The organism is Demequina globuliformis (assembly GCF_000975155.1).
Classification (GTDB): domain Bacteria; phylum Actinomycetota; class Actinomycetes; order Actinomycetales; family Demequinaceae; genus Demequina; species Demequina globuliformis.
The window spans coordinates 1,383,525-1,400,649 of the sequence record NZ_BBRG01000001.1; the positions used below are offsets into that span (position 1 = coordinate 1,383,525).

Annotated in this window: 16 protein-coding genes and 1 riboswitch; of the genes, 12 read left to right on the forward strand and 4 right to left on the reverse strand. The window is 67.6% G+C overall.

Translation table 11 applies throughout. From position 1 onward, the window contains the following. Positions 1 to 3 precede the first annotated feature (3 nt). From AOP75_RS06380 to AOP75_RS06390, 3 genes are read left to right on the forward strand one after another with little or no spacing between them, the layout of a single operon-like run. Entirely contained in the window at positions 4 to 768 is a 765-nt protein-coding gene (locus AOP75_RS06380; RefSeq protein ID WP_062077460.1) for a LamB/YcsF family protein, read from the forward strand. Continuing rightward, positions 765 to 1,385 carry a 5-oxoprolinase subunit B family protein gene (locus tag AOP75_RS06385; RefSeq protein ID WP_062077462.1) on the forward strand — a complete coding sequence of 207 codons (621 nt, stop codon included), beginning with the start codon at positions 765 to 767 and terminating at the stop codon, positions 1,383 to 1,385. Before AOP75_RS06380 ends, AOP75_RS06385 begins: the two co-directional genes overlap by 4 nt. Continuing rightward, entirely contained in the window at positions 1,382 to 2,242 is an 861-nt protein-coding gene (locus tag AOP75_RS06390; RefSeq protein WP_062077464.1) for a 5-oxoprolinase subunit C family protein, read from the forward strand. Before AOP75_RS06385 ends, AOP75_RS06390 begins: the two co-directional genes overlap by 4 nt. Before the next feature lie 41 nt (positions 2,243 to 2,283). On the opposite strand, the gene AOP75_RS06395 is transcribed toward AOP75_RS06390, so the two are convergent. Continuing rightward, entirely contained in the window at positions 2,284 to 3,447 is a 1,164-nt protein-coding gene (locus tag AOP75_RS06395) for an ROK family transcriptional regulator (protein WP_062077466.1), read from the reverse strand. Between the two features lie 302 nt (positions 3,448 to 3,749). Here AOP75_RS06395 and AOP75_RS06400 point away from each other — a divergent pair, with 302 nt between their 5' ends. The 6 genes from AOP75_RS06400 (at position 3,750) to AOP75_RS06425 (ending at position 9,926) form a co-directional block, all read left to right on the forward strand. Further along, positions 3,750 to 4,916 (forward strand): substrate-binding domain-containing protein, encoded by a 1,167-nt coding sequence (locus AOP75_RS06400; RefSeq protein ID WP_062077468.1) that lies wholly within the window; start codon positions 3,750 to 3,752, stop codon positions 4,914 to 4,916. 87 nt (positions 4,917 to 5,003) lie between these two features. Continuing rightward, complete coding sequence (locus tag AOP75_RS06405) at positions 5,004 to 6,026, forward strand: phosphotriesterase family protein (RefSeq protein ID WP_062077470.1); 1,023 nt, start codon at positions 5,004 to 5,006, stop codon at positions 6,024 to 6,026. Continuing rightward, positions 6,023 to 6,958, forward strand: a complete 936-nt coding sequence (locus AOP75_RS06410; protein WP_062077472.1) for an ROK family protein — start codon at positions 6,023 to 6,025, stop codon at positions 6,956 to 6,958. Before AOP75_RS06405 ends, AOP75_RS06410 begins: the two co-directional genes overlap by 4 nt. Beyond that, positions 6,955 to 7,938, forward strand: a complete 984-nt coding sequence (locus AOP75_RS06415; protein WP_062077474.1) for an ABC transporter permease — start codon at positions 6,955 to 6,957, stop codon at positions 7,936 to 7,938. The genes AOP75_RS06410 and AOP75_RS06415 overlap by 4 nt, the downstream gene beginning before the upstream one ends. A gap of 12 nt (positions 7,939 to 7,950) precedes the next feature. After that, positions 7,951 to 9,177, forward strand: coding sequence for an alanine racemase (locus AOP75_RS06420; protein WP_062077476.1), 1,227 nt, complete (start codon positions 7,951 to 7,953; stop codon positions 9,175 to 9,177). Beyond that, positions 9,174 to 9,926, forward strand: a complete 753-nt coding sequence (locus tag AOP75_RS06425; RefSeq protein ID WP_062077478.1) for an ATP-binding cassette domain-containing protein — start codon at positions 9,174 to 9,176, stop codon at positions 9,924 to 9,926. The genes AOP75_RS06420 and AOP75_RS06425 overlap by 4 nt, the downstream gene beginning before the upstream one ends. 55 nt (positions 9,927 to 9,981) lie before the next feature. On the opposite strand, the gene AOP75_RS06430 is transcribed toward AOP75_RS06425, so the two are convergent. Genes AOP75_RS06430 through AOP75_RS06440 form a run of 3 tightly spaced genes read right to left on the reverse strand, consistent with a single transcriptional unit; the run spans position 9,982 to position 13,932 of the window. Then, positions 9,982 to 11,880, reverse strand: coding sequence for a BCCT family transporter (locus tag AOP75_RS06430; RefSeq protein ID WP_083966843.1), 1,899 nt, complete (start codon positions 11,878 to 11,880; stop codon positions 9,982 to 9,984). A 41-nt stretch (positions 11,881 to 11,921) separates the two neighbouring features. Then, on the reverse strand, positions 11,922 to 12,578 hold the full coding sequence (locus tag AOP75_RS06435) for a Pr6Pr family membrane protein (RefSeq protein WP_152649975.1): 657 nt from the start codon (positions 12,576 to 12,578) through the stop codon (positions 11,922 to 11,924). A gap of 10 nt (positions 12,579 to 12,588) precedes the next feature. Continuing rightward, positions 12,589 to 13,932, reverse strand: coding sequence for an APC family permease (locus tag AOP75_RS06440; protein WP_062077482.1), 1,344 nt, complete (start codon positions 13,930 to 13,932; stop codon positions 12,589 to 12,591). A gap of 100 nt (positions 13,933 to 14,032) precedes the next feature. Then, positions 14,033 to 14,124: riboswitch (TPP riboswitch) on the forward strand. On the opposite strand from AOP75_RS06440, the gene thiM reads away from it, so the two are divergent. From thiM to AOP75_RS06455, 3 genes are all read left to right on the forward strand, one after another. After that, on the forward strand, positions 14,116 to 14,925 hold the full coding sequence (gene thiM / locus AOP75_RS06445; RefSeq protein ID WP_062078478.1) for a hydroxyethylthiazole kinase: 810 nt from the start codon (positions 14,116 to 14,118) through the stop codon (positions 14,923 to 14,925). (Overlaps the previous riboswitch by 9 nt.) Further along, positions 14,922 to 15,569: a thiamine phosphate synthase gene (gene thiE, locus AOP75_RS06450; protein WP_062077484.1), complete on the forward strand. Its 648-nt coding sequence runs from the start codon at positions 14,922 to 14,924 to the stop codon at positions 15,567 to 15,569. Before thiM ends, thiE begins: the two co-directional genes overlap by 4 nt. Then, positions 15,566 to 17,077, forward strand: coding sequence for a bifunctional hydroxymethylpyrimidine kinase/phosphomethylpyrimidine kinase (locus tag AOP75_RS06455; RefSeq protein ID WP_062077487.1), 1,512 nt, complete (start codon positions 15,566 to 15,568; stop codon positions 17,075 to 17,077). Before thiE ends, AOP75_RS06455 begins: the two co-directional genes overlap by 4 nt. The last annotated feature ends 48 nt before the right edge of the window (positions 17,078 to 17,125 follow it).

Here is a 17,125-nt window from a genome sequence, read left to right on the forward strand (position 1 = left end):
CGTATGAGCACCGTCGCCATTGACCTGAACGCGGACCTCGGCGAGGGGTTCGGTCGCTGGAGCCTGACTGACGACTCTGGCCTGCTCGACGTCGTGACCAGCGCGAACGTTGCCTGCGGCTTCCATGCGGGGGACCCCGAGACCATGCGCAGGGTGTGCGAGATTGCCGCCGAACGCGACGTCGCGATTGGCGCGCACGTCGCTTACCGGGACCTCGCTGGCTTTGGGCGCCGGGCCATGGACGTTCCGGCTCGGCAACTCGCAGGGGAGGTCGCCTACCAAGTAGGAGCTCTCGAGGCCTTCGCGCGCGCGGCCGGCACCGTGGTGTCCTATGTGAAGCCGCACGGCGCGCTGTACAACCGCACCGTTCACGATCAGGAACAGGCGCAGGCGGTGGTGGATGGTGTGGTGCTCGCAGGAGCGCGTCCCATTCTTGGCTTGCCTGGCTCGCGGTTGTTGGCGGCAGCGGAGGCCGCGGGTTGCGAGCCCGTGCCAGAGGCGTTTGCGGACCGCGCATACCTCGCGGACGGCACACTTGCGCCACGTGGGCGTGAGGGTGCCGTGGTGGAGGAGGCCGATGCCGTGGTGTCGCGGTCCGTGCAGATCGCGCACGGGCGACCGCTCGCCACCCTCGATGGTGATCCCCTCACGGTGAGCGCGCGTTCACTATGTGTGCATGGCGACACTGCCGGCGCCGTCGATCTCGCGGTGCGGGTGCGCGCTGCGCTCGAGGAGGCGGATGTGGACGTGCGGAGCTTCCTGTCATGACCACGCGGGTGCTGCCGCTCGGGGCACACGCCGTGGTGATCGAGGTAGACGACCCGCGCCAGGTGGCGGACCTTGCCGCGCGGCTCAGGGCCGCGAGGGAGGAAGGTGAGCTGGCATGCGAGGAGGTAGTCCCGGCCGCACGCACCGTCATGGTCAGCGGCCTCAGTGCCGTTGACCTCTCGCAGTTGATGCAGGACGCCCCCGCATGGGACCTCGCTCACACGGATCCCGAGCCGGGGCCGCTCGTGGAGATCCCCGTCACGTTTGACGGTCCCGACCTGAGCGCGGTCGCCGCGCAGTGGGCGGTGAGCGTCCCCCACGTCATCGACACGGTCATCGCCACGGAGTTCACTGCGGCCTTCAGTGGCTTCGCACCCGGATTCGCCTATCTCACTGGCTTGCCGGAGTCGCGGACCGTCGCCAGGCGACCCCAGCCCCGGCCCTCCGTCCCGGCGGGCGCGCTGGCGCTGGCGGGCCCCTATGCCGGTGTGTACCCGCGATCGTCGCCGGGTGGCTGGCAAATCATTGGTGTCGCGCGCGAGGCCGTCCTGTGGGACCCCGCGCGCCGGCCGCCTGCACTCCTGGAGCCCGGGGCGAGGGTGAGGTTTGTCCAGTGATCGAGGTCGTGGACCCGGGCGCGCTCCTGACCGTGCAGGACAACGGGCGGCGCGGCTACGCCCATGTGGGCGTGTCCCCATCGGGCTGGTGTGATCCGCTAGCGGCGCGAGCCGCCAACGCGGCCGTCGGCAATCCACGCGGATCAGCGGTGTTGGAAGCGACGCTCACCGGCACCGTACTCCGGACCCGCGAGCCTGCCGTCGTCGCAGTCACCGGAGCGCGCGCCGGAGTGTATGTGGGCGACGTGCCGGCACCTCTGGGCCGCCCCTTGCGCCTGCGATCAGGCCAGACGCTCGAGGTGACGCCTGCAGAGGCGGGCCTTCGCAGTTACATTGCCGTCCGCGGCGGCATTGCGGTGCCTCCCGTGCTCGGCAGTCGCTCGACCGATGTGCTGTCGGGACTAGGGCCTGCGCCTCTCAAAGCGGGGGACCGCGTGCCAGTAGGGGAGGCGTCGCCAGCCCCCGCAGATCTCTTTGGCGCCGGCGAGACGCCTCCGCATGTCGCGGGCCCGCACGAGCAGGTGACGCTCGTGCTGGACCCCGGACCGCGCCCAGACTGGGTGCGTGAGTGGGGCGAGTGGGCCGCTCAGGTCTTCACGGCATCGGCCCATTCCAACCGGATAGGCCTGCGCCTGGAAGGCGCCACCGTCCCATGGGCGCGCGAGGGCGAACTGGCTAGCGAAGGGCTCGTCGCCGGAGCAGTTCAGGTGCCGCCGTCAGGCGAGCCCGTCGTCTTCCTCGCCGACCACCCCACGACGGGCGGGTACCCCGTCATCGGCGTGCTCGACGCTGCCTCGTTGTCACTCGCCGCGCAGGTGCGTCCCGGGCAGCCGGTCATTCTGCGTCGCTCGCACTGAGACGACGCGCGCTCCGGACAACCTGCGCAGGCGAGCGTCGCTCAGTGGCTGACGGCGGCGAGCGAAGACGCCGTCAGCGTTCCGGCGGCCGGAAGGTGGGCCAGACTCGCCGGCTCCACGCCAAGGTCCGCGTACGCCAGGTGTAGAGCCGCGACGACCGCGCCAGACGCGCCGGCAAAATCCCCCAGCACTGTGTAGGCGAGGTGTGGCGCCACATGCAGGGTTTCGCGCAGTCGTCGCTGGTATGTGGGCAGCGCGTCACGCAGGGACTTGGCGATACCGCCACCAATCACGATCACGTCAGGGTCGCACGCGACTGATACAGACGCCAGCGCCATCAGCAGCGCTTGGTCGAACCGCGCGCGCACTCGATCCGCCGCAGCGTTCCCGTGGAGCGAGAACAGTGCGGCGGGGCCATCGAGCTCCAGGCCAAACTCGGCCGCACGCTCGACGATTGCAGGGCCCGTGACCATAGTCTCGAGCCGGGCGCCGTGCGGGCCCGTAGGGAGTTGGCCGAACTCTCCCACGAGGCCCCGCCGCCCCTGCAAGATGCGGCCGTTGACCGCCAGCCCTACGCCCAGCCCGGCGCCGAGCGTGACCATCGCCGCACTCGCCAGGCCTGCGGCCGCGCCAAAGCGCTGCTCGCCAAGGAGCGCCGCATTCGCGTCATTGTCGATCGCCAGCGGGCGTCCAAGCGCTTCCTCGCACGCGGTGACGAAACCGGGGTGCTCGACCTGGGGCAGGTTGGGGGCATTGGAGATGGTCCGGTCATGGCCGACCGCTCCTGGGAGGCCGATGGCTACCGCTCTGACGTGGGGCCAGCGGTGCGCGGTGGCGGTGCGGGCGAGGTCGGCCACCCAGTGCGCGAGTTCGGGTGCGGTGAGGTCAGTCGGCGTCGCGACGTCCATGGTGGCAAGGGGGCTGGCAGTCATGTCCGCCACGACGCAGCGGGTGCGAGACGCGCCCAGGTCGAGGCCCACCACCACACGGTCGTCCGTCGCGATGTCGAGCAGCACCTGGCGGCGGCCACGCCGTTCCTCCACAATGGCGGGGCCCTCGTGGACCAGCCCTTCGGCGATGAGATTGTCGACAGTGCGCGAGACGGTCGCGGCGGAGATGCCTGTCGCCTCAGCGAGTTGCTTACGGCTTGCAGGACGGGAGCGCAGCAGCGCAGCCAGCACGGTTCCGCGGGTGTTTTCTCGCATGAGGCCCTCCTCGAGGTGTCCGCAGTGGTGCGTGCACCTTCCAACATCAAGCACGGCGCTGCGGGGCATGAACCTGAGCGCACCCGATGAGCATGAGCCCTGAGGGCGTCCTCGGACCAGCCTTTTGAGTTCACCGTGCCATCAAAGTCTAGCCCGCGGGCGTCGGTTCGGGCGTATTTGTGGGAGAAAAGGTCACAAAACCGTGATCAAAGCATCCCTTGACTTTTATTGCACCGTGAAAGCAAACTATTCCCGACATCGCAGTCCCGCGGATCCCCCGCACCGCAGAGAAGAGGTCCCCCATGTACTCTCCGTTCACCCGCCGCGGCACCGCAGCCGCTGGCCTGCTGGCGCTCACACTCGCTGTCGCGGGCTGTAGTGCCGACTCGGCCGACGATGAGGCGGAGTCCGCCCCGTCCGCAGACGCCACCTCCGCCGCCGCTCAGGCCGACTCTGGCGCGAGCGAGGGCACGCAGCCGAGCCTCGAGTTCGCGGGGCCCAACGGTGAGGTGCCCGGGACCCTTGACGAGTTGACCCTCACGGACGACGAAGCCGCGACGATCGCGGACGGAGGCCACACCGCGGCCTTTGTGTGGCACACCTCCTCCGAGTTCGTCTCTGCAGTAGAGCAGGGCGCAGTGGCGTCCTTCGAAGAGCTCGGCATTGACGTGGTGGCCTCAACCGAGGCCGGCTTCGACGCCGCCACGCAAGCCAACAACGTGGAATCCGTCATGGCCCTCGACCCCGACATTGTGGTGGGGATCGCCGTTGACCCCACGTCTGCGGCGCAGTCCTTCCAGCCCATCGTTGACGCGGGCAAGACACTCGTCATCATGACCACGCCACCGGCTGGCTACGAGGCAGGCGACCAGTTCGTCTCGATCGTGACCGAGTCGCTCACCGACGCTGGTCGCGCCAACGCTGAGTTGCTTGGCGACGCCCTGGGTGGCACGGGCCAGGTTGCCTACCTCTACCACGACGCCGATTTCTGGTTCACGAACCAGCGTGACGAGGCCTTCAAGGCGTGGCTCGAGTACGAGTACCCGGACATGGACATTGTCGCTGAGCAGGGCTTCACCGATGAGGCACGCACGGAAGAGATCGCGGCTGCAACACTCCTCCAGAACCCCGACGTCACCGGAATCTATGTGCCCTGGGCAACCGCTGCGCAGGGCGTGCTGGCTGCGGTGAAGGCGGCAGGGCGCACCGACGTCGCGATCGTCACGAACGACCTCGACACCACCCTCGCGGCGGACATGGCGGCAGAGGGCAACGTCGTGGGGCTCGTCGGCAACGGTTCGCTCGACATTGGCCACGGGCTCGCCGTCGCGGGAGCCTACGGGCTCCTCGGGAAGGAAGCGCCGGCCCTGGTCGCTTCGCCTCCCGTCAAGGTCACCCCCGACAACCTCGTCGACGGGTGGATGGCGGACTACGGAACCGAGCCGCCCGCTTCTGTCACTGGCAACTGACACGGCACCGTCCGTCCCGCCCGTGCCGTCGCGGGACGGACGGCGCCGCGTCCCCATCTCCACCCCCACACCAGGAAGGATCAGGCCATGAGTTCCATGCACACCGTTCACGGGCCAATCGACATCGCCGACGCAGGCAAGGTGATGATGCATGAGCACCCGCTGTCGCTGACGCCGGGTCCGTGGATGACGGCGGGCCAGAACCGTGATGCTGACCAGGTGTCGCTGGCCGTGCGCGCCCTCGCGCCTTTGCGCGACCTCGGCTATGGCACCGTGGTTGACCTGAGCCCATACGGCGTCGTGGGGCGCTCAGACGATGGTGCCAACGTGGCCCTGCTGCGTGAAATCTCCGAACGCTCAGGCCTCCACATTGTCGCCGGAACGTCCGTGTACCTGGAGGCCTACAGTCCGGAGTGGGCGCGCGACGCGTCGCTCGATCAACTGACAGCCACCTTGATCGCGGACCTGACCCGCGGCATCGGCGACAGCGGAGTGCGCGCAGGGATCCTCGGCGAGCAAGCGACGGGTTTTGACGAGATTACTGCCCACGAGGAAAAGGCGCTTCGTGCGGCCGCGCGCGCTCAGCGTGCCACCGGCGTAGCGCTCATGACCCACACCACCCATGCGACCATGGCGATGGAACAACTGGCAGTCCTCCAGGACGAGGGAGTCGATCCTTCTCGCGTGGTGGTGGGTCACATGGACATTCACCCCGACCCCGGGGCGGTCTTCGCAGTCCTCGACGCCGGTGCAGCGATCGCGATCGACACCATCGGCAAACAGCATTGGGATTTCTTCCTGGCGCCCCCGCCGGCAGAACGCGTGGAAGGCGAGTACGCGAAGCGCGCGTACTTCCGCTCTGACCGCTCACGCGCTCAACTCCTCGTCGACATCGCCGCGCGGGGCCAGATCGACCAGGTGGTACTCGCGCAGGACCTCACCGGCGCAGAGGTATACATGAACCCCCACACCCACGGACAGGCGGGATACGCCTACCTCAGTGAGGTGTTTATCCCCATGGCGTGCGAGCTTGGCCTCGATCCCCACCACGTCGACACCCTCCTGCGTGCTAACCCCGCACGCCTGCTGACCCCGGCGGCCGCGGCATGACGGCGACCGTGAATCGCGCCGTCTCCGTGGGGCTGCTGCTAGGAGTGGATCTGGGCGGGACCAAGATCCGCGCCGGGCTCGCTGATCAGTTTGGCAATCTTCTGGCGGAGCGCGAGGAACCCACGCAATCCGCGGGCGGCGGCCTCGGCGCGCAGATCAGCCACCTCGCCGAGGAGCTCCGCGGCGCATGCGAGATCGACAACGTCGGATTTGATGCCATCGCCGTGGGCGGGGCGGGAGTCGCGTTGTCCGACGGATCCCTGGGACTTGCGCCGAACTTGAGCGAGCTGGCCGGCGTCGACGTGGTCGGCGAATTGTCGCGCGCCCTAGGAGCCCCCGTGATCCTCGACAACGACGTGAATTTGGCGGCGCTTGGCGAAGTTCACGCCGGCACCGCCGGTGACACGTTCTGCTTTGTCTCCTTCGGCACTGGCGTGGGCATGGGCATCGTGGTCGAGGGCGAGCTTCTCACAGGTGCGCGCGGCGCGGCCGGCGAGATTGGTTACTTGCCCGTCGGTGCCGATCCGTGGGACCCCAGCCACCAGGTCAACGGCGCTTTCGAAGAGGTCGTCGCAGGCCAGAGCGTCAGTGCTCGGTACGCGCGGGAGACGGGCCGGGCAGCCACAGTTCCAGAGATCTTCGACGCTGCTGCCAGCGGCGACTCGAGCGCTTGCCGCGTCATCGACGACTTCGCACGCTGGGCTGCGGTGGGACTCGCATCTGTCATCGCGGTGCTGGACCCGCCCCGCATCATTCTGGGAGGCGGGATTGGCCGCCGCCCTGAGCTCGCACCCCGCATCTGCGACCAGCTCACGCTCTTGGGCCACGGCGACGTGGCCGTTGCCCCTAGTTCCCTCGGCCCCACAGGACCCGTGTTGGGTGCCATCCGGCGTGCACAGCAGCACGTCGTGCAGAAAGGACAACGTCCATGACGGACACCGCAGTGCGCCACGAGGCGCCCACCATTCTTGACACAGTGCGACGCGTGCCATGGCGCGCGGCCGTGGTGTACATCGGTTTCGCGCTCGTCTTCGCCTTCTTTGCCATCACCCAAGGCGAGTACTTCCTCACCGCGACCAACCTCACCAACATCGTGGTCCAAGCGGCGCCCATCACAGTGATGGCGATGGGCGCCGTCCTGGTACTTGCGATTGGCGCTATAGACCTGTCCATTGGCTCAACGGTCGCGCTGGCCGCATTGGCCACAGCGGTGGCGCTCGAGTCCACCGGGTCGTGGTGGATCGCAGCCCTGGTGGGCCTGGCCGTTGGAGCCCTCGTGGGCGCCATGAATGGCTTCTTCATCACCGCCCTGAGGCTGCCGTCGTTTCTCGTGACACTTGCCTCGATGGGCCTGATCGCGGGGCTCGCCCGGCAGCTCACCGACCTGCAGTCCGTCCCCGTCCTCGACTCGACCTTCACCTGGTTGTTCGGCTCAGGGACGCTACTGGGCTTGCCCATCCTGATCTGGTGGACGGCCGTCGTGGTTCTGGTCGGCTGGCACGTGTTGCGCCAGCGCAAGTTCGGTGCCCACGTCCTGGCCGTCGGCAACAACGAGCGAGCTGCCCGGGTGTCGGGAATCAAGGTCAACCGGGTGAAGATGGCGGTGTTTACCGTGTCAGGGATGACGGCGGCGCTCGCGGGAATCCTCTACGACGGGCGGCTCGGCGGTGCACGCTACACGCTGGGTGAAGCGGATCTCATGACGGTACTGGCGGCGGTCATCGTCGGTGGAACCGCGCTGACGGGCGGCAAGGCATCGATCGCCGGGGCCCTCGTCGGCTCACTCCTCATGTCCATGATCAACAACGGTCTGATCCTCGCGGGACTGAGTGTGTCGCAGCAAATGATCGTCCGAGGAGCCATCATTCTCCTCGCCGTCTCCTTGTCCCTACGGGGCAAGAAGAGCCAGTAAGGAGGCACAACGATGTTTCTTGACCTGACCCGTCGTCGCAACCCCGCTCTCATTGCGGATGCCGTCGCGCTCCACCGCAGTGGTGCCATTCCACCGAACACTTCCGTGATCGACCTCGATGCGGTGCGCCGCAATGCCGCTGCGTTTGTCGCCGTGGCGCGGGCACACGGGCTCGTGCCGTTCGCGATGACCAAGCAGATTGGCCGCAATCCCGATGTGTCCGGCGCGCTCGTTGCCGAGGGCATCACTCACGCCGTCGGAGTGGACTTGGAGTGCGCCATCGCCGCACGGGCTGGAGGCCTCAAGACCGGCCACCTTGGCCACCTGGTTCAGATACCCCGCCACAGCGCAGGAACGGCCGCGAGCCTCGAGCCCCTCTTCTGGACAGTGTTCAGCGAAGCCAAAGCTCGTGAGGCGGCAGCCGCGGCGCGGGCACGCGGACGCGAGCAGCCGGTGCTCCTGCGCATCGCAGGTACAGGGGACCGCTTTTACCGCGGCCATGAAGGCGGCTTTGACGCCGACGCCATCGTGGAGACGGCGGCGGCCATCGACGCCATTGAGGGGCTCCGGTTCGCAGGCGTCACATCGTTCCCCGCCACGCTCTTCGACGCGCACACCGGAACCGCGAAGTCGACTCCGAACCTCGCGACGTTGGCGCGAGCCAAGGAGGCCCTGCTCGCAGCTGGCTGGGACCACGTCGAGCTCAACGCGCCCGGCACCACCTCGGCGTCAGTTCTGCCCACGCTTGCTGCCGCGGGTGCGACCCAAGTCGAGCCCGGCCACGGACTCACGGGGACGACGCCCCTGCATGCAGTGCAGGACCTCGTGGAGGAGCCTGCCATCGTGTATGTGTCCGAGGTCTCGCACCTGCACCAGGGAGAAGCGTTTGTCTTTGGAGGCGGGCTCTACGTCGATCCGGTCCTCGGCGACACCCCCACCGCCGCCCTTGTCGTCGGCGATGGCATAGATCCCGCCGAGGTGAACCCCACACCCGTCGACATGCCCGCAGCAAACGCCATCGATTACTACGCGACCGTCAACGCCAATGACTGCGCAGCCGCGCCGGGGGACACCGTGGTGTTTGGGTTCCGGCCCCAGGTCTTCGTCACCCGCGGGCTGACCGCGGCCGTGAGCGGGATCGGCACGGGGTCGCCCCGCGTCCACGGAATCTGGTCCGCGGACGGCTCCGCCCCCATCACCGTCGAGCTCGCGCTCGCCAACGGAAGGTCGCACGCATGAGCACCGCAACATCGACCCGCACGCCGCTCAAACTCGACGGCATCGTCAAACGCTTCGGAGCGGTCACCGCGATCCAGCGGTTCGACCTCGAGATTGCACCAGGAGAGATCGTCGCGCTCGTGGGCGACAACGGCGCCGGGAAGTCGACGCTCGTGAAGATCATCTCGGGTCTGTACCAGCCAACCGAGGGTGAGATTTGGATCAACGGCGACCGCGCCGAGTTCTCCGACCCCTCGGACGCCAGAGCGCGCGGCGTCGAGGTGGTCTATCAGGACCTGGCGCTCGCGGACCTGCAGCCCGTCTACATGAACCTCTTCCTCGGACGGGAACTGACGCGTGGGCCGCTGCGCATCTTGGATCGCTCCAGGATGGCGCGGGAGACCCAACAACTCGTCGACGACCTCGACATCCGCATCCCGTCCGCCAAGGCGCAACTGTCTGACCTCTCCGGCGGTCAGCGCCAGGGCATCGCGATTGCTCGCGCTACCCACTGGGCGTCCGGCCTGGTGTTGATGGATGAGCCGACGGCTGCGCTGGGCGTCGCCGAGACCGCGAAGGTCGAGGAAACCATCCTCAAGCTGAAGGAGCGTGGCGCGGCTGTGCTCATCGTGAGCCACAACATGGAGCAGGTGTTCCGTGTCGCTGACCGCGTGACTGTGCTCAGGCGCGGAACCCAAGTCGGGACGCGGTCCGTCGCGGAGACCACGCACAACGAACTGGTCGCGATGATCACGGGTCTGGCCTCGTAGCCGCCATCACGAAAGCCCCCGGCCTCTCGCAGTGGCCGGGGGCTTTCGTGTCGGGCTACTTCTTCGGGTCCGGGCTGTCCCCGGTCGCCTCGCCCTGGGGGTCGATCTCTTCGAGCGGCAGGATTAACTCATCGGTGTGATGCTGCTCGAAGTCCGGCGCCTCGTCGTCGGCGGCTGTCGCTACCGGTGCAAAGCTCGGCGGGGTGTCGTGGCGCTTGTGGCGACGCGTTCCCCTCACCGGCTTGTCGGTGTACCGATGCTCGGGGCCCATGCGGGTCCACTTGGGCCAGCGGGTGCGTGCACCTTCGATGTCCACCTCAGCGTCCGTGGGCTCAAGCCCGTACTCACCGGAGATGGTGTCACGGACGTGGTCCATGAACTCGGCCCGGTTATTCGCCAAGTACAGCCGGTGCTCGCGGCGGAACGCCTTGATGGTGGACAAACAGATCCCGATCATGACGATCGAGAACGGCAAGGCCGTAATGATCGCGGCCGTCTGAAGGGCGGACAAGCCGCCAGACAGCAGCAGCGCGATCGCGACCAGGGCCGTGGTGCACGCCCAGAAAATGCGGATCCACCGCTTGGGGGACTCGTCGCCGCCGGTCGTGATCATGGACAGCACCAACGATCCGGAGTCGGAACTAGTGACGAAGAACACCGCGATCAGGACCACAGCGCCCAGGACCAACGCGGTGGAGCCGGGCAGGGTTTCCAGCATCGAGAACAGCGAGCCGTTGTAGTCGACCTCGCCGTTGGGCCCCACAAGACCGCCGCCGCCATAGAGCTCCTGGTACAGCGCCGTGCCGCCCATGACGGAGAACCACAGGAAGGTGATGACGGTCGGCACCAGCAGGACGCCCCACACGAACTCGCGCACCGTGCGGCCCTTGGACACGCGGGCGATGAACACGCCAACGAACGGCGCCCACGAGATCCACCAGCCCCAATAGAACGTGGTCCACGCGGCCTGCCACTCTTCGCCGGCCGTGCCTTGGAAGGCGGAGACGTTGAAACTGAGCCCAATGAACTGCTGGATGTAGACGCCGATGGACTGCACGAACTCGCGCATCAGGAACTCGGTGGGCCCGGCGAACAGGACAAAGAGGAGGAGGAAGAGCGCGATGCCCAGGTTGATGTTGGACAGCCACTTCATGCCGCGCTGCAGCCCGGTGACGAGCGAGAAGATGGTGACGATGGTGATTGCGACAATCAGCCAAATCTGAGTGCTGGTGGACGGCTCCGCGATGTCAACCGAGGCCAGGCCGGAGGAGATCTGCATCACGCCTAGGCCCAGCGACGTCGCGACACCAAACAGGGTGCCGACCACGGCGGTGACGTCGATGAGGTTGCCCCAGAAGCCGTTGACGCGCTTGCCGAGCAGCGGCTCGAGCGCGTAGCGGATGGACACCGGCCGGTTGCGGCGGTGGACGGCGTACGCGATGCCCAGCCCCACGACGATGTAGATGGCCCACGCGTGGATGCCCCAGTGCAGGAACGTTTGCGCCATGGATTGTTGTGCCAGCTGTTCCGGGGTGCCGGTCACGCCGGGTCGCGGTTCAGCGAAGTGAGCGAGCGGCTCCGCGACGCCGTAGAAAACCAAGCCAATGCCCATGCCCGCGGCAAACAACAGCGCGAACCAGGAGAACATCGAGAACTGCGGTTTGTCGGAGTCTTTGCCGAGCACGATGTTGCCGAACCGGCTAAATCCCATGACAAGCGCGAAGCCCACGAACACGGCGGCGATCAGCACGTAGTACCAGCCGAACGCGTTGATGATGGTCGACTGGATCGCGTCAAAGACGTTTTCCGCGACGGTAGGCCAGATGATGGCGAACACCACGAAGGCCAAGATCAATATGGCGGAGGGCCAGAACACCCAGGTTGCGAGGGCCTGGCGGGACATACGGTGGGGTTGCTCGTCCGTTTGCGGATGAGCGATGACTTCGTCAGACATCACACGCGCTGCGGGGGTTGGGCCGCGACGCTCGCCTCCTCTTAGGGGTTAACGCTAGTGGACGCGGGCGCCACAGGGGCTGCGTTGCGCGACGGCGACACGGCGCGCCATCGCGTGAGGCGCGACAGCAGGACCCCCAACGCGAGTCCGGCGAGCAAAATGGTGCCGGTGGTGACGGCGACGGGGCCGTATCCGCGCGCCGGGTCTAGGAAGAAATACGGCACCCAGCCGTCGGTTGCGCCGCGCACCACGGTGACTGCGATCCACACAGCGGGGTACACCAGTGGAATCCACATGGAGCGCAGCCTCAAGGTCGATCGCGGTCCCTCCAGCACCCAGTCGATCACGATCGTGACGCATGCCAGGCCGTGCAATGTGTAGTCCGCGAGCGGGTTGGCCGGCGGCCCCGACTGGGGAAACAGCAGGCCCCAGTACACGATCCCGACAATGACCAGGTAGGTCGTTGCGGACAGTCGCGCCCATTCAAGCCACGCTGGTCGGTCGGCTCCGGTCCAGCGTGCGGCAGCCACCAGAACGGCCGCCCCGATGAGGTTGCTTTGGATCGTGAAGTAGCCAAAGAAGTCCACCGGCACAAAATCGCCTGCGCGCACTCCGTCGCGCACGAGGGCCCCGACGGCGAGCACCATCGCGATCGCCAGAACCACGCGGATTCCTATGGCCACGCTGACTCGATTCACAGGCGCCAATCTAGTGCGATGGCGAATCGACGTCCGCATCCTTCTCGTCAGTCTCGTCGGTCTCGTCGCCGGGATGGCGCCTCAGATATGCGCGCTGCGCTGCGAAAACTGCCACGACGGCTCCCACCGCACCCGCGATGAGCCACGGCGAGTCCTGACCACGCAAGGCAACGAAGGCGGTCAGCACCACGGCATCGGCCGCCATTGCTGCCCACACCACCCACACCCGTGCCTGGACCTCAGTACGCAACCGGCGCGCGACGCCCCACTGCACAACGAGATCCATGACGAGGTAGAAGATGATTCCGACGGCGGCGATTTGCGACATATCCAGCGCTACCGCCAGCACCGCAGCGATGACCCCGATGTACACGAGGAGGTGGTGACGCACGGTGCCCGGCATTGCGAAGTGCCGGTGCGGAATCATGTCCATGTCCGTCACCATCGCGAGCATGCGCGACACGGCGAACATCGAGCTCACAAGGCCGGTCAGGCAGGCCACGACGGCGACGACGACTGTGGCGCCCACGCCCCATGCGCCGAGTGCGGGCCTTGCAGCCTCCGCCAGTGCGTAGTCCTGGGCGGCAACGATGTCCTCGACGCTGAGTGAGGAGCCAGCAGCAAACGCCACGGTGGTGTAGATAACCGCGCAGATGGCTAGGGAGATCACGATTGCTCGCCCCACATTTCGCTTGGGGTTGACGAGTTCAGCCCCGTCGTTGGTGATCGTCGTGAACCCCTTGTAGGCCAACACGCCAAGGCCAGTGGCGGCGATAAACCCGGCCAGCGAGGTGCCCGCGGTCAGCCCTTCCTCGCCGGCGGTATACGTGCCTCCACCGACGGCAATTGCGGCGACGGCCAGGAGGCCGAGCCCTCCGACTTTGATGATCGCTCCCGCAGTCTGAACCCAACTGAGGCTCTCATTGCGCATCAGGTTGATGCCCACCGCGGCTGCCACGGACCCGACCGCCAGTACGGGGACGAGCCACGTGGGCCAGCCCAGTGGCTCGCTGAGGTACGTGCCAAACGTGCGGGCTACCAATGCCTGGTTGAGCACCATGGACAGTGCCATCAGCATGGAGGATCCGGCCGCCACCGTTGAGCGCCCATAGGCCTGAGTCAGAATCATCGCGATTCCGCCGGAGGACGGGTGTGTGCGAGTGACACGGATGTACGAATACGAGCCCAGGCCCGCGACGCCGGCCGCCGCAAGCAGGGCGAGGGGGAAGAGCGGGCCAGCGAGCCCCGCGACTTGCCCGGTCAGCGCGAAAATGCCGGCCCCGACCATGACGCCGGTGCCCATGGCCACCGCACCGCGCAAGGACAGCGAACCGTCTCGGAGATCGTTTGCCATACGTCTACTCTCACACCTTCTGCGTGGGCCCTCATCCCAGGCGCGGGCGGCAGCGCGCAGCGGCTTCACACCGACCGCGCAACACGCTACGGTGAGTAGACCGCATGACACGGGGTGCCCCTTGGGGCTGAGAACACACCCGTTGAACCTGATCTAGCTCGTACTAGCGAAGGGATGTCGCGCATGACGCGTACGCCTATTGACCTGCCCATTCCGTCCGCGGACGTCCTGGAAGCCGTGCGCTCCCAGGTCCCGCTGATTCAGTCGATCACCAATGCCGTCACGGTTGAGTTGGTCGCGAACGTCACCATTGCATTGGGCGCGACGCCCGCCATGGTGGACATTGTCGGTGAGGCGGGGCCGTTCGCGTCCGTCGCCTCCGCCGTGCATATCAACATTGGCACCCCGCACGCTGAGCAGCGCCAGGCCATGGTGGAGGCGGCCGATGCCGCAGTCGCCTCGGCAACGCCATGGGTCTTGGACCCGGTGGCGGTGGGCATGCTGCCGGTGCGAACGGCCTTGGCCCAGGACCTTTTGTCGCGGCGCCCGTCCATCATTCGGGGCAACGCCTCGGAGATCATTGCGCTCGCGGGTGTGGGGGCCGGGGGTCGCGGGGTCGATTCAGAGGACGCCGTTGAGGATGCGGAGGCCGCCGCGCGCGCGTTGGCGCGGGCGACCGGCGGCGCAGTAGCGGTGTCGGGCCCTGTGGACCTCATCGTGGACGCTGATCGCACCGCAAGGATCGCGGGCGGACACATCCTGCTGACCCGCATCACGGGCGGCGGCTGCGCGTTGGGCGCGGTCATGGCGGCGTGTGTCGCCGTGCACCCAGAGCCGTTTGAGGCGGCCGCGGCTGCGAGCGACATTTACGGCCAGGCGGCCGAACGTGCGGCGGTTGTGGCGGCCGGTCCCGGGGATTTCCGGACGCGGTTGCTCGACTCGCTGGCGTCCATCCCGGCCGCCCAGCTGCGCGCGCAGGAGGCGGCCGCATGAGCCTCGACCTGTCCGTCTACCTGGTGACCGACGTGGCCCAGTCCGCTGGCTGCGGGCGGGACATCGTCACGACGGTGCGCGAGGCGGTCGACGGGGGAGTCACGACAGTCCAGATCCGCCGCAAGGACGCCCCCGCGCGCGCCATGCTGGGACTGACCCGATCCGTGGCAGACGCCCTCCCTGATCACGTTGCGCTGGTGATCAACGACCGCGTCGACGTGGCGCTGGCCGCCCGGCGCAGCGGGATCAGGGTGGACGGTGTGCACCTGGGGCAGCAAGACATTCCGGTGGCCATTGCCCGCACACTGCTGGGGGATGACTGCGTGATCGGGGTCTCCGCCTCCACCGAAGCACAGATCGCTGCCGCTGGCGCGGACGGCGCGGATTACATCGGCATTGGCGCGGTGCGGGCCACCCAGTCCAAGGTGGATGCTCCGCCGCCGCTGGGCATCGCGCGGGCATGCGAGTTGGCGCGTCTGTGCACAGTGCCGGCCGTTGCGATTGGGGGAGTGCGCGCGGACGACGTGGGGGACCTCCGCCGGGGTGGGTTCGCGGGTGCCGCGGTGGTGTCGTGGATTTGCGCGGCGCCAGATCCCCGCGCGGCTGCGTCAATGCTGTCGCGGGTGTGGGAGGCGGCAGCATGACGGCCGGGCGCACGCGCATCCCGCGAGTGCTGTCCATCGCCGGTACCGACCCCACCGGGGGCGCGGGGATCCAGGCGGATCTGAAGTCGATTGCCGCGAACGGCGGCTATGGAATGGCTGCGGTCACGGCGCTTGTGGCGCAGAACACCCAGGGCGTGCGCGCCGTTCACGCACCGCCAGCGTCGTTTCTTGCCGCGCAGCTCGACGCGGTCAGCGATGACGTGGACATTGATGCCGTCAAGATCGGGATGTTGTTCGACACCGACGTCATTGACGTGGTCAGGGCCTGGCTCGAGCGCACCCGCCCTCCCGTGGTGGTGCTGGACCCCGTCATGGTCGCCACGAGTGGGGACCGCCTGTTGACGGCCGATGCCGAGGATGCCCTGCGTGCGCTGCTCCCACTTGCGGACCTGGTCACCCCGAACGTGCCGGAGCTCGCCGTGCTGGCGGGCGAGCCGCCCGCGCGCACGTGGGAGGCGCTGCTGGACCAGGCGGCGCGGCTTGCCTGTGACGCCGGCGTGAGCGTGCTTGCCAAGGGTGGCCATCTCGCGGGCGACGTGGTGCGCGATGCCCTGGTCCCGCCGTGTGAGCTTGAGCCCATCGTGTTCTCCTCTCCCCGGGTCGACACCACCGCCACTCACGGCACGGGCTGTTCGCTGTCCTCGGCCGTGGCAACGCTGCGTGCCCGCACGGGCCGGTGGGATACGGCTGTAGCAGAGGCCAAGGAGTGGCTGACGCGGTCCTTGACCCAGGCATCGGCCCTCAAGGTGGGGCGCGGTCACGGACCTATCTCCCACTTTGCCGACCTGTGGGAGCGGGCCGATGCTCGCGTCAGTGACGCTCCGGCGCTCGCTCAGCAATGGTGGGACAGCACGCGGGATGTGCGCGAGGAGACCGACCGGTTGGACTTTGTGGTGCAGCTGGGCTCGGGGGAGCTCAACCGGGATGCGTTCGACTGGTACGTCGCGCAGGATGCGCTGTACTTGCGGGACTATTCGCGGGCGCTGTCGGCCGCTGCGGCGCTTGCCCCTACCGCGCGTGAGCAGGCGTTCTGGGCTCGAGGGGCGCACACGTGCGTGGCGATCGAGATTGAGCTGCATGGCAGTTATCTGCCGCCCGCAGAGCTGTTCGCCGCGGAGCCCTCGCCCGTGACGACTGCCTACACCGATCACCTGCTCGCGGCCGCCGCTCGCGGTGACTACGCGGTGCTGTGTGCCGCGATCTTGCCGTGCTACTGGGTGTATCACGACGTCGGCACCAGGCTTGCGGACCAACGCACCGCCGACCATCCCTACGGTGCCTGGCTGGATACGTACTCGGATGAGACGTTCGCGGAGGCCACCCGAGAAGCCGTGCGAATTGCGTCGCAGGCGGTTGCGGCGGCGGACGAGCGCACGCGGGTCGCGGCGGCGAGGGCCTTTGAGTTGTCGACGCGGCACGAGCGGGACTTTTTCGCGGCCCCGTCGTCCTTGCTGGAGTGGAACAAAGTGGCCGCTACAGCCCCCTAAAACACCCGAATGGCTCCATTTGGCTGTTTTAGGGGTGCATGGCAGGCC